Origin of the sequence: Brevibacterium sp. CCUG 69071 (assembly GCF_021023135.1) — a bacterium.
Classification (GTDB): domain Bacteria; phylum Actinomycetota; class Actinomycetes; order Actinomycetales; family Brevibacteriaceae; genus Brevibacterium.
In genome coordinates, this window is sequence record NZ_PGFV01000005.1 from 1 (window position 1) to 19,179 (window position 19,179).

The following is a 19,179-nucleotide window of genomic DNA, read 5'->3' on the forward strand; positions in this document are numbered from 1 at the left end:
TTGCATGTGTTAAGCACGCAGCCAGCGTTCGTCCTGAGCCAGGATCAAACTCTCCATAAAAAACTTTATGTTGCGTAAGAATCCCAGCAAGACAGCCAACCCCTCACGGGGTGAGAAGGTTGACCCATAAAAAACACGACCAAACACCACAACGGCACCCACCCGGCGAGGGGTCGGCACCAAATGTTTGATCATGTGGTTGTCTTACCAGAAATAATATAATTATCTGGCATCACTAATTGTTCAAACAAACACGCTATTGGATTCTCAAACCACAAACACACACCCATCACCGAACCACACAAAAGGCGGCACGTTCACTGGGGGTATCGGTTGCGCACTTTCTGCCTTGCGGCCCGCCGTACCAGCGGATGTTCACTCTACATCGTTGTTCTGCCCTGTGCAACTCGAAGTTCATCATCGCGTTACCGGATCAGTCACTGATCAGATTGGCTGTTGCCTGTCCTTGCGGCCTGGCAACCTGGTACACATTACACACTTCTGAGGGAGCGTGCAACACGGCCTCGAATTCATCTTCGGAGACGGACGAAAGCCTCTCCGATCAGGCCACGGGGCGGGCGAGTTCGGGCCGATCATTGCGGACGTTTCCGATCTCCTTGCCCACCTTGTGACGGTCCACCCCGGCGGGATCCACCTGCCCCAGGACCGAGTCGAGCAGGGCCGGGACCTCACTGCTGGCAGTCGCGGGATCGATCCACTCGTCGATGTGCTCACGGGAGAGGAATACCGGCATCCGGTGGTGCACACCCTGCAGGTGTCCAGCCGACTCCATGGTCATGATCGTCGTCGACACCAGCCAGGACTGATCCGGCTGCTTCCAGAACTCGAACAGCCCAGCCATGAAGAGCGGGCCGTCGCCGGCGGAGGTCATCATCCACGGCTGCTTCCCGTCGTCGGTGACCTCCCATTCGTAATAGCCGGGAATCGGCAGGGCGCAGCGACGTCGTTTGATCGCCTGCCGGAACATGGGCTTCTCCAACACCGTCTCGGATCGAGCGTTGAAGGCCTTGAAGCCGATCTTCGTGTCCTTCGCCCACGCGGGCACCAGACCCCAGGACGCAGTCTCCAGACGACGGTTCAGCTGTCCGTCCTCGTCGAGTCGCTCGACGACGATAGGGACGAAGGACCCGGGCGGGACGTTGTAGCGGGGAGTGAAGTCGTATGACACGACGTCCAGGCGAAGCTCATCGGCGAGATCCGCAGGGTCGAGGGACATATTGAGTCGGCCGCACATGCGATCATCTTCTCACTTCACTACACTGTCGACAATGGCGGCGGAAAAGACAGCAGCGAACAGAATCGACCCGATCGAAGAGTCACGACGTCAGTGGCTCGCCCATGGATGGGACGATGCGGCTGAGGGCATGAATACCGTCATCTCGGTGATGCGGGTCCACCAGCTCTTCCTGGCTCGGGTCGACTCCGCGCTCAAACCCTTCGCGCTGACATTCTCGCGCTATGAGGTGCTCACTCTCCTGTCCTTCACGAAGTCAGGCACGCTGCCGATGTCGAAGATCTCCGCGCGCCTGCAGGTCCATGCCACCTCGACGACCAATTCCGTCGATCGCCTCGAGAAGGCGGGACTGGTCGAACGGCGCAGCCACCCGGACGACCGCCGCACCACACTCGTCGATCTCACCGACGCGGGCCGCGAACTCGCCGCCCGCGCGACCACCGCCCTCAATGAGCAGGTCTTCACCTCCTCAGTCTTCGCCCGCACCGACCTCGGCGGCCTCCTCCCCCATCTCGAGTCCCTGCGGACCGAGCTCGAGGGCAGCGCTTGAACCGACCGATGCCGACTCCGTTCGGCCGCGCGGCACCGCCTCGGCGAAATTAGTTGGACGTCCTAGTATTTTCTCCGTATCGTGGTGCCTGTCACCACATACGCGTCCGATTCCCTTCCTGGAGGAACCATGTCCCGCAGCACGGCCGCTGCCCTGCCATTCGGTCTGACCGAAGAACAACAGACCATCTCCGGCATGGTGCGCGAATTCGCCGATTCCGAGATCGCTCCCCATGCCCTGGAGTGGGATGCCGAGCATCACTTCCCCGTCGACGTCATCAAACGCTCGGCAGAACTCGGCATGGGCGGCATCTACGTCAGCGAGGAATCCGGCGGCACCGGCATGGGTCGCATGGATGCGGCTCTCGTCTTCGAGGCGATGTCGACCGCCTGTCCCTCCGTGGCCGCATACATCTCCATCCACAACATGGTCGCCTGGATGATCGACAAGTACGGCAATGCGGAGCAGAAGGAGAAGTACCTCGTCCCGCTGGCCGGAATGGACCACCTCGGCAGCTACTGCCTCACCGAACCCAACGCCGGGTCCGATGCCGCGGCACTGCGGACCTCCGCCCGCGAGGACGGCGATCACTATGTGCTCAACGGCGTCAAGCAGTTCATCTCCGGCGCCGGCACCTCGGAGACCTACCTCGTCATGGCCCGCACCGGCCAGGAGGGTTCCCGCGGGATCTCCGCATTCATCCTCGAGAAGGGCATGGAAGGCCTGAGCTTCGGCCCGAACGAACAGAAGATGGGCTGGCGCGCTCAGCCGACCCGGCAGGTCATCATGGAGAACGTCCGCGTGCCGAAGGAGAACCTCCTCGGCGAACCGGGGCAGGGCTTCAAGATCGCGATGTCCGGGCTCGACGGCGGACGCCTCAACATCGGCGCCTGCTCCCTCGGCGGCGGACAGGGCGCGCTGGAGAAGGCCATCGACTATATGGGCGAACGACAGGCATTCGGCTCCGAACTCTCCGGCTTCCAAGCTCTGCGCTTCGAGGTCGCCGAGATGCAGGCGAAGCTCGAAGCTGCCCGGTCGCTGCTCTGGAGGGCCGCGAACGCCTATGATGCCGGCGACCCGAACACCTCGCTGCTCTCGGCCATGGCCAAGCTCACCGCCACCGACACCGGCTTCGACGTGGCCAATCGGGCACTCCAGTTGCACGGCGGCTACGGCTATCTGACAGAGTATGGAATTGAGAAGCTGGTGCGCGACCTGCGCGTCCACCAGATTCTGGAAGGCACCAACGAAATCATGCGCGTGATCATCTCGCGCAAGAGCACAGGAGTGGGCTGATATGACGACAGACACCGCGGCGCCGCCGACGGAAGCATCCGTGATCACCTCGACCGCCGATGGCGTGGGACGGATCGAACTGAACAAGCCGAAGCTGATCAATGCGCTGGGCCTGGACATGGTGGGCGCCATCGACGACGCCCTCAGCTCCTGGCGCGAGGACGACTCGATCAGGGCCGTGCTCGTCACCGGCCGCGGAGAGCGCGGGCTGTGCGCCGGCGGCGACATCAAAGCCGTCTACAACGACATCGTGGCCGGCACGAATGAGAACGCGCGGTTCTGGAACCGCGAGTACAAGATGAACCACACCATCTCCGAATACCCCAAGCCCTACGTCGTCATCATGAATGGCATCACGATGGGCGGCGGTGTGGGCATCTCCGGACACGGCTCGCATCGCATCGTCACCGACTCGACGAAGGTCGGCATGCCCGAGACCGGCATCGGCCTGTTCCCCGACGTCGGCGGCACCTACCTGCTGGCCAACGCCCCCGGCGAGCTCGGCACCCATCTCGCCCTGACCGGGCAGCCTGTCGGTCCCGGGGCGGCCCTGGCCCTGGGCCTCGCCGACTACTATGTGCCCGACACCGAGGTGGCCGAGCTCGTCGCAGAGCTGAGCGCCGGCGGCGATGTCGAAACCGTCATCGACCGCTATGCGGCGCAGGCTCCGGCGAACGAACTCGCCGAGGCAGCTGCCTGGATCGACGAATGCTACCGCCACGATTCGGCCGAAGACATCGTCGCGGCCCTGGCCGCGCACGAGAGTCCCGAGGCGCGCGCCGCCGCCGAGCTCATCGGCACCAAGGCACCCACCTCGGTGAAGGTGACCTTGGCCGCCATCCGCAAGGCCGCGGGCATGACCCTGGCCGAAGTCCTCGAACAGGACTACCGAGTGGCCGTGGCGCTGACCCTGCGCCCGGACCTCAAGGAGGGCATCCGCGCTCAGGTCATCGACAAGGACCGCAATCCGCAGTGGACTCCGGCTACCCTGGCCGAAGTCAGCGACGAAACCGTCCAGGACATCCTCACCACCGACCGCGAAGACAAGGTTTTCTCATGAGCGAATTCGACACCATCCTCACCGACGTCGAGCAGGGCGTCGCAACCATCACGATCAACCGTCCGGACGCACTCAACGCCCTGAACATGCAGGTGCTCACGGACATCACCGATGCCGCCGCCGCGTTCGACGCCGACGACGAGATCAAGGCGATCATCATCACCGGAACCGGGAAGGCGTTCGCCGCGGGCGCCGACATCAAGGAGATGTCCTCCCTCGACTTCTCCACCGCCTTCAAGGCCGACTGGTTCGCCGGGTGGACGCGCCTGACCGACGTCCGCAAGCCGGTCATCACAGCGGTCAACGGCTTCGCCCTCGGCGGCGGCTGTGAGCTGGCGATGATGGGCGATATCCTCATCGCCTCGACGAAGGCGAAGTTCGGTCAGCCCGAGATCAACCTCGGCGTCCTGCCGGGGATGGGCGGATCTCAGCGTCTGACCCGGGCGATCGGCAAGGCCAAGTCGATGGACCTGTGCCTGACCGGGCGGATGATGGACGCAGAGGAGGCCGAACGTTCGGGTCTCGTCGCTCGCGTCGTCGAACCGGACGAGCTGCTGGCGACGGCCAAGGAGATTGCGCAGACCATCGCCGCGAAGTCGCGGATCGCCTCGGCGATGGTCAAGGAAGCCGTGAATACGGCCTTCGAGACGACCCTCGAACAGGGCCTGCGCTACGAACGCCGCCTCTTCCACTCCTCCCTCGCCACCGCCGACCAATCCGAGGGCATGGCGGCCTTCGTCGAGAAGCGGGATCCGAACTTCACGGATTCCTGATCGACTCCCCGTGCGGGAGGGAGCAGCTGCCTCCCACCGACGCGGACAGATAGCCGGAACCAGCCGATGGCGCGAACGAGACCACACTCGTTCGCGCCATCGGCGTTTTCGCCCACGACCCGACATTTAACAATCGTTCAGTTAGAGTGGAATCGTTCATCACCCAAAGGAGACACAATGAATTCTTTCGCGAACCTGCTCCCTCAGCTGCGACTGCCCGTCCTCGGCTCCCCGATGTTCATCGCTTCGGGTCCTGAGCTGGTCAAGGCCCAGTGTCAGGCAGGCGTCATCGGCTCGTTCCCCACGCTCAATGCTCGTCCTGCATCCATGCTCGGCGACTGGCTCGATGAGATCAGCGAATCCAACGCCGCTCACACGGCGGCCCATCCCGACCGACCGGCAGCGCCCTTCGCCGCCAACCTCATCGTCCACCGGTCGAACAACCGCCTCGAGGAGGACCTCACCGAGGTGGTCCGCCACCAGGTGCCCATCGTCATCACCTCGCTGGGAGCACGCGAAGAGGTCAACCAGGCGGTGCACTCCTACGGCGGCATCGTCCTTCACGACGTCATCAACAACCGCTTCGCCCACAAGGCGGTCGAGAAGGGCGCCGACGGCGTCATCGCCGTGGCGGCAGGCGCCGGCGGGCATGCGGGCGCGCTCTCCCCCTTCGCGCTCGTCCAGGAGATCCGGTCCTGGTTCGACGGTCCGCTGCTCCTCTCGGGCGCCATCGCGCACGGCCGCTCGATCCTCGCCTCCCTCGCCGCCGGTGCCGACTGCGCCTACGTCGGCTCCGCGTTCCTCTCCACTGCCGAAGCGAACATCACCGAGGACTACAGGCAGATGATCGTCGACTCCGGGGCCGAGGACGTCGTCTACTCGAACTACTTCACCGGCGTCAAGGGCAACTATCTGCGCGGATCCATCACCGCCTCGGGGCTGGATCCGGACAACCTGCCCGATGCCGATCCGACGAAGATGGACTTCAGCACCCGCGACAAGTCCGATTCCAAGGCGTGGAAGGACATCTGGGGCTCGGGTCAGGGCATCGGCGTGCTCGATGCGCAGCGGACGACCGCCGAACTCGTCGACGGCCTCGTCGAGGAGTTCCAGTCCGCCCAGCGCGATCTCGCCGCCCGGGTGGGCACCGCCGCCCACATCGGCTGAGTCCAGATCAGGAAGACGTGGGCTCAGGTCAGCAAGACCCGGGTTCAGATCAGCAAGAGCCGGGCTCAGATCAGGGCGATCGGAGCTCAGATCGTGGAGATGATGCCCCGTTCGGTCAGCCGGGAGGACAGGCCGGCGCCGTCCGGGGCATAGATCCACGGCACCCCCTGCCCACGGCCGTGGCGCTTCGACCGACCACCGGCCCAGACGGCCTCGCCGACGGTCAGCTGCCGAATCGCGACGGCGGCGACGTTGTCAGGATGGTTCTCGACGAACTCGCCGTAGACCTCCTCGTCCTTCTGCCCGTCATCGCCGATGAGCAGCCACTTCATCCACGGGAACTCCCGCGACAGCCGCTCGAGGGTGTTGCGCTTGTGCTCCTTGCCGGACCGGAAGACCCGTGTGGTCGTCGGACCCCAGTCGGTGAGCAGCAGGGGCCCCATCGGGTAGAGATTGCGGGAGAGGAAGCGCTTGATCGTCAGCGCGGAGTTCCACGCACCCGTCGACAGGTAGATCATCGGCGTGTCCGGCCGCAGGTAGGTGATGCGATCGTAGAGGACCGCCATCCCGGCCACCGGCGAACGTGCATGCTCGCTGAGCACGAAGGTGTTCCAGGCGGCGAGGAACGGCCTGGGCAGCGAGGTCACCATGACCGTGTCATCGATGTCGGAGATGATGCCGAAGGTCGAGTCCTCGCCGATGATGCGCACCGCCGCGGAATCGACCAGGGACCCATCGGTCCAGAGTTCGATCTCCGTCTCCCCCGGCTGGAAGTCACCGGGAATGACCGTGTCGATGATGCCGCCGCGGTCCGAGGTGACCATGTGCTCTTCATCATTGACCCGCACCCAGGCGGTGTCATTGGGCAGCGGAACGCTGACGAAGGACTTCCAGCCGCGGATGCTCGCATGGATGTCCGCCGCGGGCTGGCCGCTGGGGGTGAGCACCAGCCGTCCGAGCACCCGCACCCAGCCGGTGCCGCCGTAGGTGTCATAGGCGATGACCGTGCGCTGATAGCTGTGATCGGTCGCCCGGTTCTGGATCCAGCCGTTGAACCGGTCTTCCACCCTGGCCGCGGTGTGCAGCATGTCCGGGGTGAGATTGAGCGGTCCCTCATCGGGTTTCTTCTTCGCCACGGTTCGTCCTCCACACTCGTCTGACGCCATACGGACTGTATCAGGGCCGATGCCCGACCGGTGGTCGAGCGTGATTCGGCTGGGGAATCAGATGAAGCCGACCTTGTCATAGACATCGCGCAGGGTCGCCTCGGCGATCTCCGAGGCCTTCGCCGCCCCCGCATCGAGGATGGACTGCAGCTGGGCGCGATCCTCAAGCAGCTCCGCGGTGCGTTCGCGCACCGGGGTCAGGGCTTCGACGGCCACCTCGGCGAGGTCGACCTTGAGGTGACCGTACATCTTGCCCTCGTACTCGGCCACGATGTCCTCAATGGGACGGCCGGTCAGGGAGGAGTAGATCGTGAGCAGGTTCGAGACCCCGGGCTTGGCCTCGGGGTCGAGGGCGATCTGGGTGCCGTCATCGGTCACCGCGGACTTGATCTTCTTCGTCAGCGCCTTCGGCTCGTCGAGGAGGTCGATCCGGCCCTGCGGGCTGGGCTGCGACTTCGACATCTTCGCCCCAGGATTCTGCAGGTCGTAGATCTTCGCCGTGGCCTTGAGGATCTGCGCCTCGGGGACGACGAAAGTCTGCCCGAAGCGGTAGTTGAAGCGCTCGGCGAGGTTGCGGGTGAGTTCGAGGTGCTGACGCTGGTCCTCGCCGACGGGCACGAGCTGCGGGTTGTAGAGGAGGATGTCGGCGGCCATCAGCGCCGGATAGGTGAGCAGGCCGAGCGAGACGTGCTCCTGTTTGGCCGACTTGTCCTTGAACTGCGTCATCCGGCTCGCCTCACCCATCGAGGTGGTGCACTCGAGGACCCAGGACAGCTGCGGGTGCGCGGGCACCTGCGACTGGACGAAGATCGTCGACTTCTCGGGGTCGAGGCCGGCGGCGATGAACTGGGCCGCGGTGCGCAGGGTGCGCTCGCGCAGGTCCTGCGGATCCTGTTCGACGGTGATCGCATGCATGTTCGCGATGAAGAAGAACGCGTCGTGTGATTCCTGATGTGCCACGAACTGCTGCAGGGCTCCGATGTAGTTGCCCAGATGGAGGGAGTCGGAGGTGGCCTGAATGCCTGAAACTGTGCGCGGCTGAGAGGAGATCGTCATGACTCTATGATGCCACCTCGGTGCGGATCGCCTGGCCCCCGCCCACATCGCAGGCATCGCGCCTCAGCTAACGATTGGGACAAGGTGGGATGCGGGGGTGACCGGCATCATGTCCCCCCCCGCCGGCAAACGGTATAGTGACGATGCAGATCACATGATTCACCGAGGTTCCTCACACGTTTCGGTCAAGCGACGTGGGCAGACGGCCTCCCGTGAACATGGAACAACCCGACGATGCACTGGCATCGCGCTCAACGAGGAGGAAATCTTGTCGGTTGAATACGTCAAGACCGAAGAGGGGATGCCGCCGGTCGCCGTGGTCGAACGACCCCGCTGGACACCGGCGAAGATCGTCCTGTGGGTGGTCATCGCGCTGATCGCGGCCGCCGGCTGGACGATGGTCGCGTTCGTCCGCGGTGAGGAGATGTCGGCGAGCTGGTTCGTCGCCGCCGCCGTCGGCAGCTATCTCATCGGCTTCCGCTTCTACGCCAAATTCATCGAATGGAAGATCTGCCGGCCCGACCCGAAGCGGGCCACGCCGGCGGAGCTCAACGACAACGGCCGCGACTTCGCCCCGACCGACCGCAGGGTGCTCTTCGGCCACCACTTCGCCGCCATCTCCGGTGCCGGTCCGCTCGTCGGACCGATCCTCGCCGCCCAGATGGGCTACCTGCCGGGAACCCTGTGGATCATCCTCGGCGTGATCGTCGCCGGCGGCGTGCAGGACTACATGGTGCTGTTCTTCTCGATGCGGCGCAACGGCCGCTCCCTCGGACAGATGACCCGCGACGAGCTGGGCCGCACCGGCGGCATCATCGCCTCGCTCGGCATCATCCTCATCATGGTCATCCTCATCGCAGTCCTCGGCGTCGTCATCATCAACGCCCTGGCCGAGAGCCCCTGGGGAGTCTTCTCGATCGCGATGACCATTCCGATCGCCGTCTTCATGGGCATCTACATGCGCTACCTGCGCCCGGGCAAGGTCATCGAGACCTCGGTCATCGGCATCGTGCTCCTGGTCCTGGCGATCATCGCCGGCGGCTGGGTCCACAACTCCCCCGTCTGGTCGGAGTTCTTCCACCTCGACAAGGTCACCCTGGCCTGGTGCCTGATGATCTACGGCTTCCTCGCCGCCGTGCTTCCTGTCTGGGTACTGCTGGCCCCGCGTGACTACCTCTCGACCTTCATGAAGATCGGCACCATCGTCCTGCTGGCCGTCGGCATCCTCATCGTCAACCCGAGCGTGCAGATGCCGGCCGTGACCGAATTCGCGTTTAACTCCGCCGGCCCGGCCTTCGCTGGAGCTCTGTTCCCATTCCTCTTCATCACCATCGCCTGCGGGGCGCTGTCGGGATTCCACGCCCTCATCTCCTCGGGGACCACCCCGAAGCTGATCGAGAAGGAATCCCAGGCGCGCCTCATCGGCTACGGCGGCATGCTCATGGAATCCTTCGTCGCGATCATGGCCCTGGTGGCCGCGATCTGCCTCGACAAGGGACTGTACTTCGCAATGAACGCTGCGGAGCCGCTGACCGGCGGGACCGTGCAGGGTGCCTCGGACTTCATCAACAACACGCTGGGCATGTCCGGTGTCGAGACGAGTCCGGAGATCCTCGATCAGGCCGCCCGCGACGTCGGTGAGGAGAGCATCGTCTCCCGTACCGGCGGCGCGCCGACCCTGGCCATGGGCATGGCCCACATCCTCCACAATGTGTTCGGTGGGCCCGCGTGGATGTCCTTCTGGTACCACTTCGCGGTGATGTTCGAAGCCCTGTTCATCCTCACCACCATCGATGCCGGCACCCGCGTGGCCCGGTTCATGCTCAGCGATGCCCTCGGCAACTTCTCGAAGAGGTTCCGTGATCCCTCGTGGACTCCCGGTGCCTGGCTGACGACGGCGATCATGGTCGCTGCGTGGGGCTCGATCCTGCTGATGGGTGTGACCGACCCGCTCGGGGGCATCAATACGCTGTTCCCGCTGTTCGGCATCTCCAATCAGCTGCTCGCAGCGATCGCCTTGGCGGTGATCTTCGCGATCGTGTGCAAGATGGGCCTGGCCAAGTGGGCCTGGATCCCGGGCATCCCACTGGTCTGGGACCTTGTGGTGACGATGACGGCCTCCTGGCAGAAGATCTTCTCCTCGGATCCGCTGCTCGGCTACTGGGCTCAGCACTTCGCCTACAAGGACGCGCTGGCCGCCGGCGAGACTTCCCTGGGCAACACCGAGGGTGTCGAGGCGATGAGCGCGGTCGTGCGCAACACCTTCGTCCAGGGCACCCTGTCGATCGTCTTCGCGCTGCTCGTGGCCATGGTCGTCGTGATGGCGGTGTGGAAGTCGATCGAAGCCATCCGGAAGGGCTCCCTGCCGACCACCGAGGAGCCGTTCACCGAGACGAAGATCTTCGCCCCCGCCGGCCTCATCGCCCGCAAGCCCGAGCGTGAGGTCCAGGCGCAGTGGGACGAGCATCGGTCAGCGGGACGCTCATGAGTGCGGCACATCCGCTCGAGGACGCCCTGCGCAACCCGTGGACGACGCTGCGCCGAGGCGGGGCCTGGCTGCACTGGTATCTCAAGGAGATCATGGGCGAGAACGCCTACCTCCACTACATCGAATCCTATGAGCGCCGCCACGGCACTCGCGAGGGGGCGATGGGTGAGCGGGAGTTCTGGCGCGATCACACCGACGAACAGGATCGCAACCCCAAGGCCCGGTGCTGCTGAAACACCGAGCCAGGGTGTTCGACCCTGACACAGCGGCCCGCGGCGAATCTCGCCGCGGGCCGCTTCGTCTCTCTGTTTCGTCTCTGTGTTTCGTCTCTGTGTTTCGTCTCTCTGCTGTGTCGCTCCGCCTCGTCCCTCTGCCTCGTCGTTCTGCCGAGGCGGAGGCTTCACCTGGGTCGAGCGCTCACTTCGCCTGAGGCAGGTCGTAGTCGATGACCAGCGGGGCGTGATCGGACCACCGTTCGCCCCAGCTGTCGGCCTTGTCGACGGTGGCCTTGACCGCCGCCGCGGCCAGCGCCGGGGTCGCCATGTGATAGTCGATCCGCCATCCTGCATTGTTGTCGAAGGCCTGGCCGCGCATGGACCACCAGGTGTAGGGCCCGTCGACGTCTCCGCTCAGGCTGCGATGGACATCGACGAAGCCGAGGTCGCCGAAGAACCCGTCGAAGTAGGCGCGCTCCTCAGGCAGGAAACCGGCCTTCTTCCGGTTGGCCTTCCAGTTCTTGAGGTCCCGTTCGGTGTGGCAGACATTGAGATCGCCGGTGATGAGAACGTGGTCGGCGTGCTGCGCGAGCTCCGGCATCCGCACGGTCATCCGGTCGAGGAACCGGTACTTGTCCTCCTGCTTGGGGGTGTCGACCTCACCCGAGTGGACGTAGGCGGACACGAGCGTGAGCAGCGATCCGTCGCCGAGGCGGTAGTCGGTCTCGAGCCAGCGTCCGGCCCGGTCGAAATAGCCGTCCGAGCCCAGCCCCTCACGGACCTCGACCGGGGCGGTGCGGGCCATCACAGCGACTCCGGCGCGGCCTTTCGCCTCGGCGTCGTGGCTGACCGTGGTGTACCCCGTGTCCTCGAGAACCGAGTGTGCGATGTCGTTGGCGGCGCGGACCTCCTGGAGGGTGATGAAGTCGGGCTGCGAAGCATCGACCCAGGTGGGCATCCCCTTTCTCCACGCGGCGCGAACTCCGTTGACGTTGACTGATGCGATCCGAATCATGTGTCCTATCATGGCATGAGCGCACTACTCTTACGGGACAGGGCGTTATAGAGTGATGGAAAGAAGAGATATTTCAGGAGGCGCAATGGCTGATGACGAGACATTCGATCCCGAGCAGCTGAGCATCAGCCCGCTCGACGAAGTCGACGCCCGCGAGATGCGGGAATTCCTGCTGGGTGCGCAGAAGAACTTCTGGGGAGATCGCGACCTCAGCGGCGACCACGACGCCTACTGGTTCCGCCAGTTCGTCACCTCGGGACTGGTCGCACGCTATCGGTCGGAGATCGTGGGCTACCTGCTCGGTGTGATTCCCCACGACGGGCCCGCCTACATCCACTTGGTGGCCGCGCGGACGGACTTCCGCCACCGCGGCATCGGGCGGCACCTCTACCAGCACTTCATCGATCACGCCCGCAATCTAGGTGTGGCTTCGGTGCAGGCGACGACGCTGCCGGACTCCTCCGGAGCGATCTCCTTCCACTCCTCGCTCGGGTTCAGCGGTGAACTCATCGAGGGCTATGCAGGGGAGAACAATCCGCGGGTCTTCTTCGAGCTCAAACTGGCCGAGGAGTAGCCTCCACAGAGCGCGAAAAGACGGCGGCTCGGTCACCACTCATGGTGACCGAGCCGCCGTCTTTTCGCGCAATGCCGAATGCGGGAGTGCGGGTGGAGTCCTCAGGACCCGCTGGCTGCCCTCTCCGCCGAGTCCACGACGTTCTTGAGCAGCAGCGCCCTGGTCATCGGGCCCACTCCCCCGGGGTTCGGTGAGACCCAGGCCGCCACCTCGGCGACTCCGGGATCGACGTCGCCGACGATTCTCGACTTGCCGGTCTCGGGGTCGGTCTCGCGTGAGACGCCGACGTCGAGGACGATCGCACCGGGCTTGACCGCCTCGGCGGAGACGATCCGGGCGGACCCTGCGGCGGCGACGATGATATCCGCCTGAGCCAGCAGCTCATCGAGGTTCCGAGTCCCGGTGTGGGTCAGCGTCACCGTCGCGTTGTACTCGCGACGGGTCAGCAGGGCTCCGATCGAACGGCCGACGGTGACGCCGCGGCCGATGACCACGACGTGCTTGCCGGCGAGTTCGATGCCGTTGCGGATCATCAGCTCGATGACCCCTCGCGGGGTGCACGGCATCGGGGTCGTGATCTCGGCGCTGACGTTGAGCATGAGCCGGCCGAGGTTCGTCGGGTGCAGCCCGTCGGCGTCCTTGGCCGGGTCGATGGCTTCGAGGATCGTATCGGTGTCGATGTGATCGGGCAGGGGCAGCTGCACGATGTAACCCGTGCACTCGTCATCGTTGTTCAGTTCGTCGATGACGGCCAGGAGCTCCTCCTGGGTGACGGTCTCGGGCAGGTCGCGGCGGATCGAGTGGATGCCCACCTCGGCGCAGTCGCGGTGCTTGCCGGCGACGTACCACTTCGAACCGGGGTCCTCCCCCACCAGCACCGTGCCGAGTCCGGGCACGACGCCGTTTTCGGCGAGCTTGGCCACCGCGGTGGTCAGCTCGTCCTTGATCTCCTTCGCGCAGGCCTTGCCGTCGAGGATCTGAGCACTCATCAGTACTGCTCCAATCCTTGGTAGAGGGGGAATCCGTCGCTGAGCTTCTTCACGCGCGCGCTCAGCGAGTCGACGTCGGCACCGGGCTTGAGCGCCTCGGCGATGACATCGGCGACCTCGGTGAACTCGGCCGCTCCGAAGCCGCGGGTGGCCAGGGCCGGGGTGCCGATCCGCAGACCGGAGGTGACCATCGGCGGCCGCGGGTCGAAGGGAACGGCGTTGCGGTTGACGGTGATTCCGACCTGGTGGAGCAGGTCCTCGGCCTGCTGTCCGTCGAGAGCGGAGTTCCGCAGGTCGACGAGCACGAGGTGGACGTCCGTGCCCCCGGTGAGCACGCTGGCTCCGGCCTGGGCCACGTCGTCGGCGAGCAGTCGCTCGGCGAGGATCTTGGCACCCTCGACGGTGCGCTCCTGCCGGGCCTTGAACTCCGCAGACGCCGCGAGCTTGAATGCCACGGCCTTGGCGGCGACCACGTGCATGAGCGGTCCGCCCTGCTGACCGGGGAAGACGGCGGAGTTGAGTTTCTTCGCGTACTCCTCTTTGGCGAGGATGAAACCGGAGCGGGGACCGCCGATGGTCTTGTGCACGGTCGAGGACACGACATCGGCGATCGGCACGGGGCTCGGGTGCAGATCTGCGGCGACGAGTCCGGCGAAGTGGGCCATGTCGACCCACAGCTTCGCACCGACCTCATCGGCGATCGACCGGAAGGCCTCGAAGTCGAGCTGCCGAGGGTAGGCGGACCAGCCGGCCACGATGACCTCGGGACGATGTTCGAGGGCGCGCTCACGCACCTTGTCCATGTCGATGCGGTGGGTGTCGGGATCGACCTCGTAGGAGGCGACATCGTAGAGGCGTCCGGAGAAGTTGATCTTCATGCCGTGGGTGAGGTGACCGCCGTGGGCCAGCGAGAGGCCGAGCATCTTGTCGCCCTGGCGGGCGAGCGCATGCATCACCGCGGCGTTCGCCGAGGCGCCGGAATGCGGCTGCACATTCGCGTAGTCGGCGCCGAAGAGGTCCTTGGCGCGCTCGATGGCGAGGTTCTCGGCGACATCGACGTATTCGCAGCCGCCGTAGTAGCGCTTACCGGGGTAGCCCTCGGCGTACTTGTTCGTCAGCACCGAGCCCTGTGCCTGCAGCACTGCCCGAGGGACGAAGTTCTCCGAGGCGATCATCTCCAGCGTCGAACGCTGGCGACCCAGTTCGAGATCGAGCACTTCGGCGATCTGCGGATCGATGTCTGCAAGCGAAGCCTGCATCGAGTTTTCGGTCATTCATTCACTCCTGTGGCATCCAAAGTGGCGAGTGGGACAGCTCTCTCGGCTGCCGCGAACACCCGCTGACCATGCTAACAGCGAACCGGAGGCCGCTCCGGGAGTGTCCGCGGATAGAATCGAGCGCATGAGTCGAGAATGGATACTGTCCGTCACCTGCCCCGATGCGACCGGAGTCGTCCACGCCGTGACCGGTGCGCTGGCCGGGCTCGGAGCCAATATCACCGAGTCCCAGCAGTTCTCCTCTCCCGATTCCCGGCAGTTCTTCCTCCGCCTGCAGTTCACCGCCGAGGACCCGGTCGGCACCGCCGAGGATCCGATCGGCACCGCGGCCGGCCCCCTCGAGTCCGCTCTCGCCGAGGCGGCTGTGCGATTCGACATGACCGTGAGTCTGCAGCCGGTGGAGAAGAGAACGCGGACGCTCATCCTCGTGTCCAAGGCCGCCCACTGCCTCAACACCCTGCTGTTCCAGCACAGTTCGGGCCAGCTGCCCATCGACATCGTCGGCATCGCCGGCAATCATGAGACCCTGCGTCCGCTGGCGGAGTTCCATGACCACGAGTTCCACCACATCCCGATCACCGCCGAGACGAAGGACAGCGCCGAAGCCGAGCTGAGCCGCCTCGTCGAGGACCTCGATGTCGAACTCATCGTGCTCGCCCGGTATATGCAGATCCTCTCCCCCGAGCTGTGCGCCCGGCTGGAGGGCAGGGTGATCAACATCCACCACTCGTTCCTGCCCAGCTTCAAGGGCGCCCGCCCCTATCATCAGGCGCATGCCCGCGGAGTGAAGATCATCGGCGCGACCGCCCACTACGTCACCCCCGACCTCGACGAGGGACCGATCATCGAGCAGGATGTGGCTCGGGTCGACCACAACCGCAATATCGCGGACTTCGTCCAACGCGGACAGGATGTCGAGGCCGCGGTGCTCGCCCGAGCGGTGCGCTGGCATGCCGAAGGCCGCGTGCTCATGGACGGCCACCGCACGGTCGTCTTCAACTGATCCGAGCGCCTCGGCGGATCGTGGTGCGATTCTGACACAACTTCTCCGCTGCCCACCACAGATGAAATGACCTGGGTTACTGTCGTGCTATGAGCACTGACCAGCCACCCGAATCATCCGCTCTCCGTCGCCTGCCGATCCCCCGCGGGCCTGTGAATCTGGCCAGGCAGACCGTGCTCCGGCTGGCCAACCTCGGGCTCACCACCGCCTACGGCGCCTACCGGCTGCATCCGGCGATCTGGCGGTTCACGGCCAAGCACTACCACCCCGGTCTCGAGCCCTTCGCGAAGCTCAACGCCTGGATGATCTGTCAGCAGGCCTCACTCGATGTCCCGGCCTATCAGGACTACCTGGCCCGCACCGGGTTCACCTTCCGGTGGTGGGACCTCGAGTCCTACACCCCGACCTCGAAGGACGAATTCGTCCGCCGCTACAGCGAGGAGCACCGCTGCTGGGGCGGTCGGATCGACCGGGTCGGCACCGTCGTCGACGAATCCTCCGGATCCTCGGGGACCCCCTTCAACTGGATGCGCTCGAAGCGTGAGCTGGGTACCGTCCACAAGAACGTCGCGGGCTATGTCACGATGCTCTTCGACCAGCAGGACCTGTTCGCCATCAACGCCTTCTCGATGGGCGCCTGGGCGACCGGAACCAACACCGGCTTGGCGATGGCGAAGGTCGCGATGGTCAAGAACACGGGACCCGACCTCGAGAAGATCCTCGACACGATGCGGCACTTCGGGCCCGGTCACTCCTATCTCATCAGCGCCTATCCCCCTTTCCTCAAACACCTCGTCGACCGGATGGACTCCGAGCCAGGTGTCTGGGACGACTACCGCCTCAACGGCTTCGTCGGCGGCGAGGCGATGACCGAAGGCCTGCGTGACTACGTGGAGCAGCGGTTCGATCGCGTCTACTCCGGTTACGGAGCGAGCGATCTGACGATCGGGATGGCCGGAGAGTCCGATCTCTCCGTGGTGATCCGGCGAGCTCTGGCCACAGACCTCGACTTCCGCGCCGAGGTGCTCGGGCCCGAGGAGTCGCGGGTCCCGATGGTCTTCCAGTACAACCCCCTGGAGACCTTCCTCGAGACCACCGACGAGGGCGAGCTGGTGGCCACGATCAACTCGGCGTCGGTGATGAGTCCCAGGCTGCGCTACAACATCGGCGACGAAGCCATGCTCATCGACTTCCCCCGCATGGTCGAGCTCACCCGCGCCCATCCCGAACTGGCCCGAGCCTGCTCACAGGCATTCGCCGGCAATGGGATGAAGCTGCCGTTCGTGCTCCTGTTCGGTCGCGCGGACTCCACGATCTCCTATATGGGGGCGAATATCTACCCGCTCGACATCGAGAACGGCCTCTACCGCGACAACCCGCAGGCCCACCTCATCGAATCCTTCCGGATCGAGCTGCTGGAAGGCGAGGCCCACGAACAGCGACCGGCCCTGCACATCCAGATGCGCGAGGAGGCCCCCGAGCTTAGCGACGCCGATCGCTCCGAACTCGCCGGCACCATCCGACGCGGAGTGCTCGACCACCTCGCCTCGGTCTCCCGCGACTTCGCGCAGAGCATGGAGGAGGATCCGAGCACCGCAGAGATCCACATCGAGATCCACGACCACGCCACCGGCCCGTTCGCCGAGGCCACAACGAAGATCAAGAACGTGTACGTGCAGAAGAGTCGAGTCAAGGAGTCCATCCATGAGATCGAATGACTTCTCCCAGGCCCCACCGCAGGCCCGCGCCGAGGCGGTGTTCCTCGGCGCCAACAGGTACCGCAATCCCGTGGTCATGCTGGGTCAGCTGCGTCGGTGGCCCCGGTTGGCGAAGGCGCTGCGGCGGGCCCCCGGATATCTGTGGCACCGCAGCTACTACGAGTTCCCGGACCGGATCGGTCTGTTTGTGGCGTTCGCGACCCGCGATGATCTGATGCGGTTCGCACGCACTCCCGAACACGTCGAGATCATGGAATGGCTGGTCGGGAAGGGTGAGACCTCACCGGCGCGAGGCGGCTTCATCCGCATCCTCAGCGCCGAGGAGTGGGGCTACACCAACGGCGAGTTCCGTGCCGAGGACGGCCGACTGGGCATGATCGACGAGTTCACGAGGCTCAGCTCGGAATGAAGGCCACACGCGTTCGCAGCCGCCGGGAACTCGAGGCGTTCATCGAACTCTCGTCCTATCTGGCGGCGCAGCGGGACGAGAGCGAGCACTTCGTCCCGCTCTTCGCCTCCGACATCAGGAACTGGCACACCGGGCACGGCTGGTTCGCGGAGCCGGTCGAACTGTGGCTGATCGAAGACGATGCCGGACGGCCCGTCGCTCGCACCATCTGCCACCGCTGCCCACAGCTGGCCGCCCGCCTCACCGAGTCCGAACCCACTGGCGACGGGAATGAGCAGGTGCTCTTCTTCGGCGCCCTCGAAGCGGCCGACCGCGCGGCCCTCGACAAACTCATCGTCTTCATCACCAAGCGCGCGCGGGACCTGCGGGTCCGACGCATCTTCGGTCCCGTCTCTCCCCTGCCCAATGCCACCGGCGGCCTGCTCGTCTCCGGTGAGGACAAGCCCGGCTTCTTCGACACCGTGTGGAACCCCGAGTTCTTCGCCGAGGCCTTCCGTGACGCCGGCTTCGCGCCCTGGGGGCCCGCCCACACCTGGGAGGTCGAGGTCGGAGCGATCCCGGCTCCTCGCGCCACCGCGGTCACCGCAGAAGAGTGGGCGGCGAAGGGATTGCGTCGGCGTCCCGTCTCCCGGTGGCACATGGGGACCTTCGCTCGGCGGCTCCTCCCCACCCTCAACTCCGCGTTCTCCGCCTTGCCCTACTACACGCAGATCTCTCCCGCCCAGCTCAAGGGGCAGATGCAGGGATTGTCCGCTCTGATGGACCCCGACCTCATCGTCGACGTCGCCACCGCCGATGATGACGAGGAGGCCCCATCCCGCTGCTTCGCGCTCGTCATCCCCGATCCGCTGCCTGTCCTGCGACGACACGGCGGCCATCTGGGACCGAAGGCGCTGCTCGACCTCCTCCGCGATCGGCGCCGCCTCCGCGACGCCGTGCTCATCATCCAGGGCACAGATCCCCGCTGGCAGGGCCGAGGCATCCTGTCCCTCGTCATCCGCGACCTCAACGCCGCTCTCGTCGCCGGAGGCTACCGGCGCCTGCAGGTGACCTTCATCGCCGAGGACAATCCCGCCTCGGCGGCGGTGTTCGAACGCTCCGGGGGCAGAGCACTGCACGAGCTCAGCTTCGTCGACCTCCGCCTCGACGCCGGAGAGCAGGGCTGACG

Annotated in this window: 18 protein-coding genes and 1 rRNA gene; 12 read left to right on the forward strand and 7 right to left on the reverse strand. The window is 65.2% G+C overall.

Annotation, left to right across the window (positions count from 1 at the left end):
* Positions 1–60: ribosomal RNA gene (locus tag CV023_RS13930) — 16S ribosomal RNA — on the reverse strand; the annotation flags it as partial.
* Positions 61–562: 502 nt separating this feature from the next.
* Positions 563–1,255, reverse strand: a complete 693-nt coding sequence (locus CV023_RS13935; RefSeq protein WP_230746579.1) for an SOS response-associated peptidase — start codon at positions 1,253–1,255, stop codon at positions 563–565.
* A gap of 34 nt (positions 1,256–1,289) precedes the next feature.
* On the opposite strand from CV023_RS13935, the gene CV023_RS13940 reads away from it, so the two are divergent.
* From CV023_RS13940 to CV023_RS13960, 5 genes are all read left to right on the forward strand, one after another.
* Positions 1,290–1,805: a MarR family winged helix-turn-helix transcriptional regulator gene (locus tag CV023_RS13940; protein ID WP_230746582.1), complete on the forward strand. Its 516-nt coding sequence runs from the start codon at positions 1,290–1,292 to the stop codon at positions 1,803–1,805.
* Between the two features lie 129 nt (positions 1,806–1,934).
* On the forward strand, positions 1,935–3,101 hold the full coding sequence (locus CV023_RS13945) for an acyl-CoA dehydrogenase family protein (RefSeq protein WP_230746591.1): 1,167 nt from the start codon (positions 1,935–1,937) through the stop codon (positions 3,099–3,101).
* Between the two features lies 1 nt (position 3,102).
* Positions 3,103–4,161 (forward strand): enoyl-CoA hydratase/isomerase family protein, encoded by a 1,059-nt coding sequence (locus CV023_RS13950; protein ID WP_230746592.1) that lies wholly within the window; start codon positions 3,103–3,105, stop codon positions 4,159–4,161.
* A complete protein-coding gene (locus tag CV023_RS13955; protein ID WP_230746593.1) occupies positions 4,158–4,934 on the forward strand; it encodes an enoyl-CoA hydratase in 777 nt (258 codons plus the stop codon). Before CV023_RS13950 ends, CV023_RS13955 begins: the two co-directional genes overlap by 4 nt.
* A 177-nt stretch (positions 4,935–5,111) precedes the next feature.
* Complete coding sequence (locus CV023_RS13960; protein ID WP_230746596.1) at positions 5,112–6,101, forward strand: NAD(P)H-dependent flavin oxidoreductase; 990 nt, start codon at positions 5,112–5,114, stop codon at positions 6,099–6,101.
* Between the two features lie 86 nt (positions 6,102–6,187).
* Here the strand turns inward: CV023_RS13960 and CV023_RS13965 are convergent, their stop codons facing one another.
* Positions 6,188–7,237 (reverse strand): App1 family protein, encoded by a 1,050-nt coding sequence (locus tag CV023_RS13965; protein ID WP_230746598.1) that lies wholly within the window; start codon positions 7,235–7,237, stop codon positions 6,188–6,190.
* An 87-nt stretch (positions 7,238–7,324) separates the two neighbouring features.
* Positions 7,325–8,323, reverse strand: coding sequence for a tryptophan--tRNA ligase (trpS, locus tag CV023_RS13970; protein ID WP_230746600.1), 999 nt, complete (start codon positions 8,321–8,323; stop codon positions 7,325–7,327).
* Positions 8,324–8,624: 301 nt separating this feature from the next.
* Between trpS and CV023_RS13975 the strand changes: the two genes are divergently transcribed.
* A complete protein-coding gene (locus tag CV023_RS13975; protein ID WP_230747229.1) occupies positions 8,625–10,811 on the forward strand; it encodes a carbon starvation CstA family protein in 2,187 nt (728 codons plus the stop codon).
* The gene (locus CV023_RS13980; protein ID WP_230746602.1) at positions 10,808–11,044 is read left to right on the forward strand and encodes a CstA-like transporter-associated (seleno)protein; all 237 of its coding nucleotides are present in this window, start codon (positions 10,808–10,810) and stop codon (positions 11,042–11,044) included. Before CV023_RS13975 ends, CV023_RS13980 begins: the two co-directional genes overlap by 4 nt.
* Positions 11,045–11,228: 184 nt before the next feature.
* Here CV023_RS13980 and CV023_RS13985 read toward each other — a convergent pair whose 3' ends face one another.
* On the reverse strand, positions 11,229–12,041 hold the full coding sequence (locus tag CV023_RS13985) for an exodeoxyribonuclease III (protein ID WP_230746604.1): 813 nt from the start codon (positions 12,039–12,041) through the stop codon (positions 11,229–11,231).
* Positions 12,042–12,126: 85 nt separating this feature from the next.
* Between CV023_RS13985 and CV023_RS13990 the strand changes: the two genes are divergently transcribed.
* Positions 12,127–12,615, forward strand: a complete 489-nt coding sequence (locus CV023_RS13990) for a GNAT family N-acetyltransferase (RefSeq protein WP_230746606.1) — start codon at positions 12,127–12,129, stop codon at positions 12,613–12,615.
* A 101-nt stretch (positions 12,616–12,716) separates the two neighbouring features.
* Here the strand turns inward: CV023_RS13990 and CV023_RS13995 are convergent, their stop codons facing one another.
* Together CV023_RS13995 and glyA are read right to left on the reverse strand one after the other, a co-directional pair.
* Entirely contained in the window at positions 12,717–13,604 is an 888-nt protein-coding gene (locus CV023_RS13995) for a bifunctional methylenetetrahydrofolate dehydrogenase/methenyltetrahydrofolate cyclohydrolase (protein ID WP_230746609.1), read from the reverse strand.
* Complete coding sequence (gene glyA / locus CV023_RS14000; RefSeq protein ID WP_230746611.1) at positions 13,604–14,878, reverse strand: serine hydroxymethyltransferase; 1,275 nt, start codon at positions 14,876–14,878, stop codon at positions 13,604–13,606. Before glyA ends, CV023_RS13995 begins: the two co-directional genes overlap by 1 nt.
* Positions 14,879–15,005: 127 nt before the next feature.
* On the opposite strand from glyA, the gene purU reads away from it, so the two are divergent.
* From purU to CV023_RS14020, 4 genes are all read left to right on the forward strand, one after another.
* Positions 15,006–15,884: a formyltetrahydrofolate deformylase gene (gene purU / locus CV023_RS14005; protein WP_230746623.1), complete on the forward strand. Its 879-nt coding sequence runs from the start codon at positions 15,006–15,008 to the stop codon at positions 15,882–15,884.
* A gap of 89 nt (positions 15,885–15,973) precedes the next feature.
* Positions 15,974–17,602: a phenylacetate--CoA ligase family protein gene (locus CV023_RS14010; RefSeq protein WP_230746624.1), complete on the forward strand. Its 1,629-nt coding sequence runs from the start codon at positions 15,974–15,976 to the stop codon at positions 17,600–17,602.
* On the forward strand, positions 17,589–18,011 hold the full coding sequence (locus CV023_RS14015; RefSeq protein ID WP_230746626.1) for a hypothetical protein: 423 nt from the start codon (positions 17,589–17,591) through the stop codon (positions 18,009–18,011). Before CV023_RS14010 ends, CV023_RS14015 begins: the two co-directional genes overlap by 14 nt.
* Complete coding sequence (locus tag CV023_RS14020; RefSeq protein ID WP_230746627.1) at positions 18,008–19,177, forward strand: GNAT family N-acetyltransferase; 1,170 nt, start codon at positions 18,008–18,010, stop codon at positions 19,175–19,177. Before CV023_RS14015 ends, CV023_RS14020 begins: the two co-directional genes overlap by 4 nt.
* Positions 19,178–19,179 lie beyond the last annotated feature (2 nt).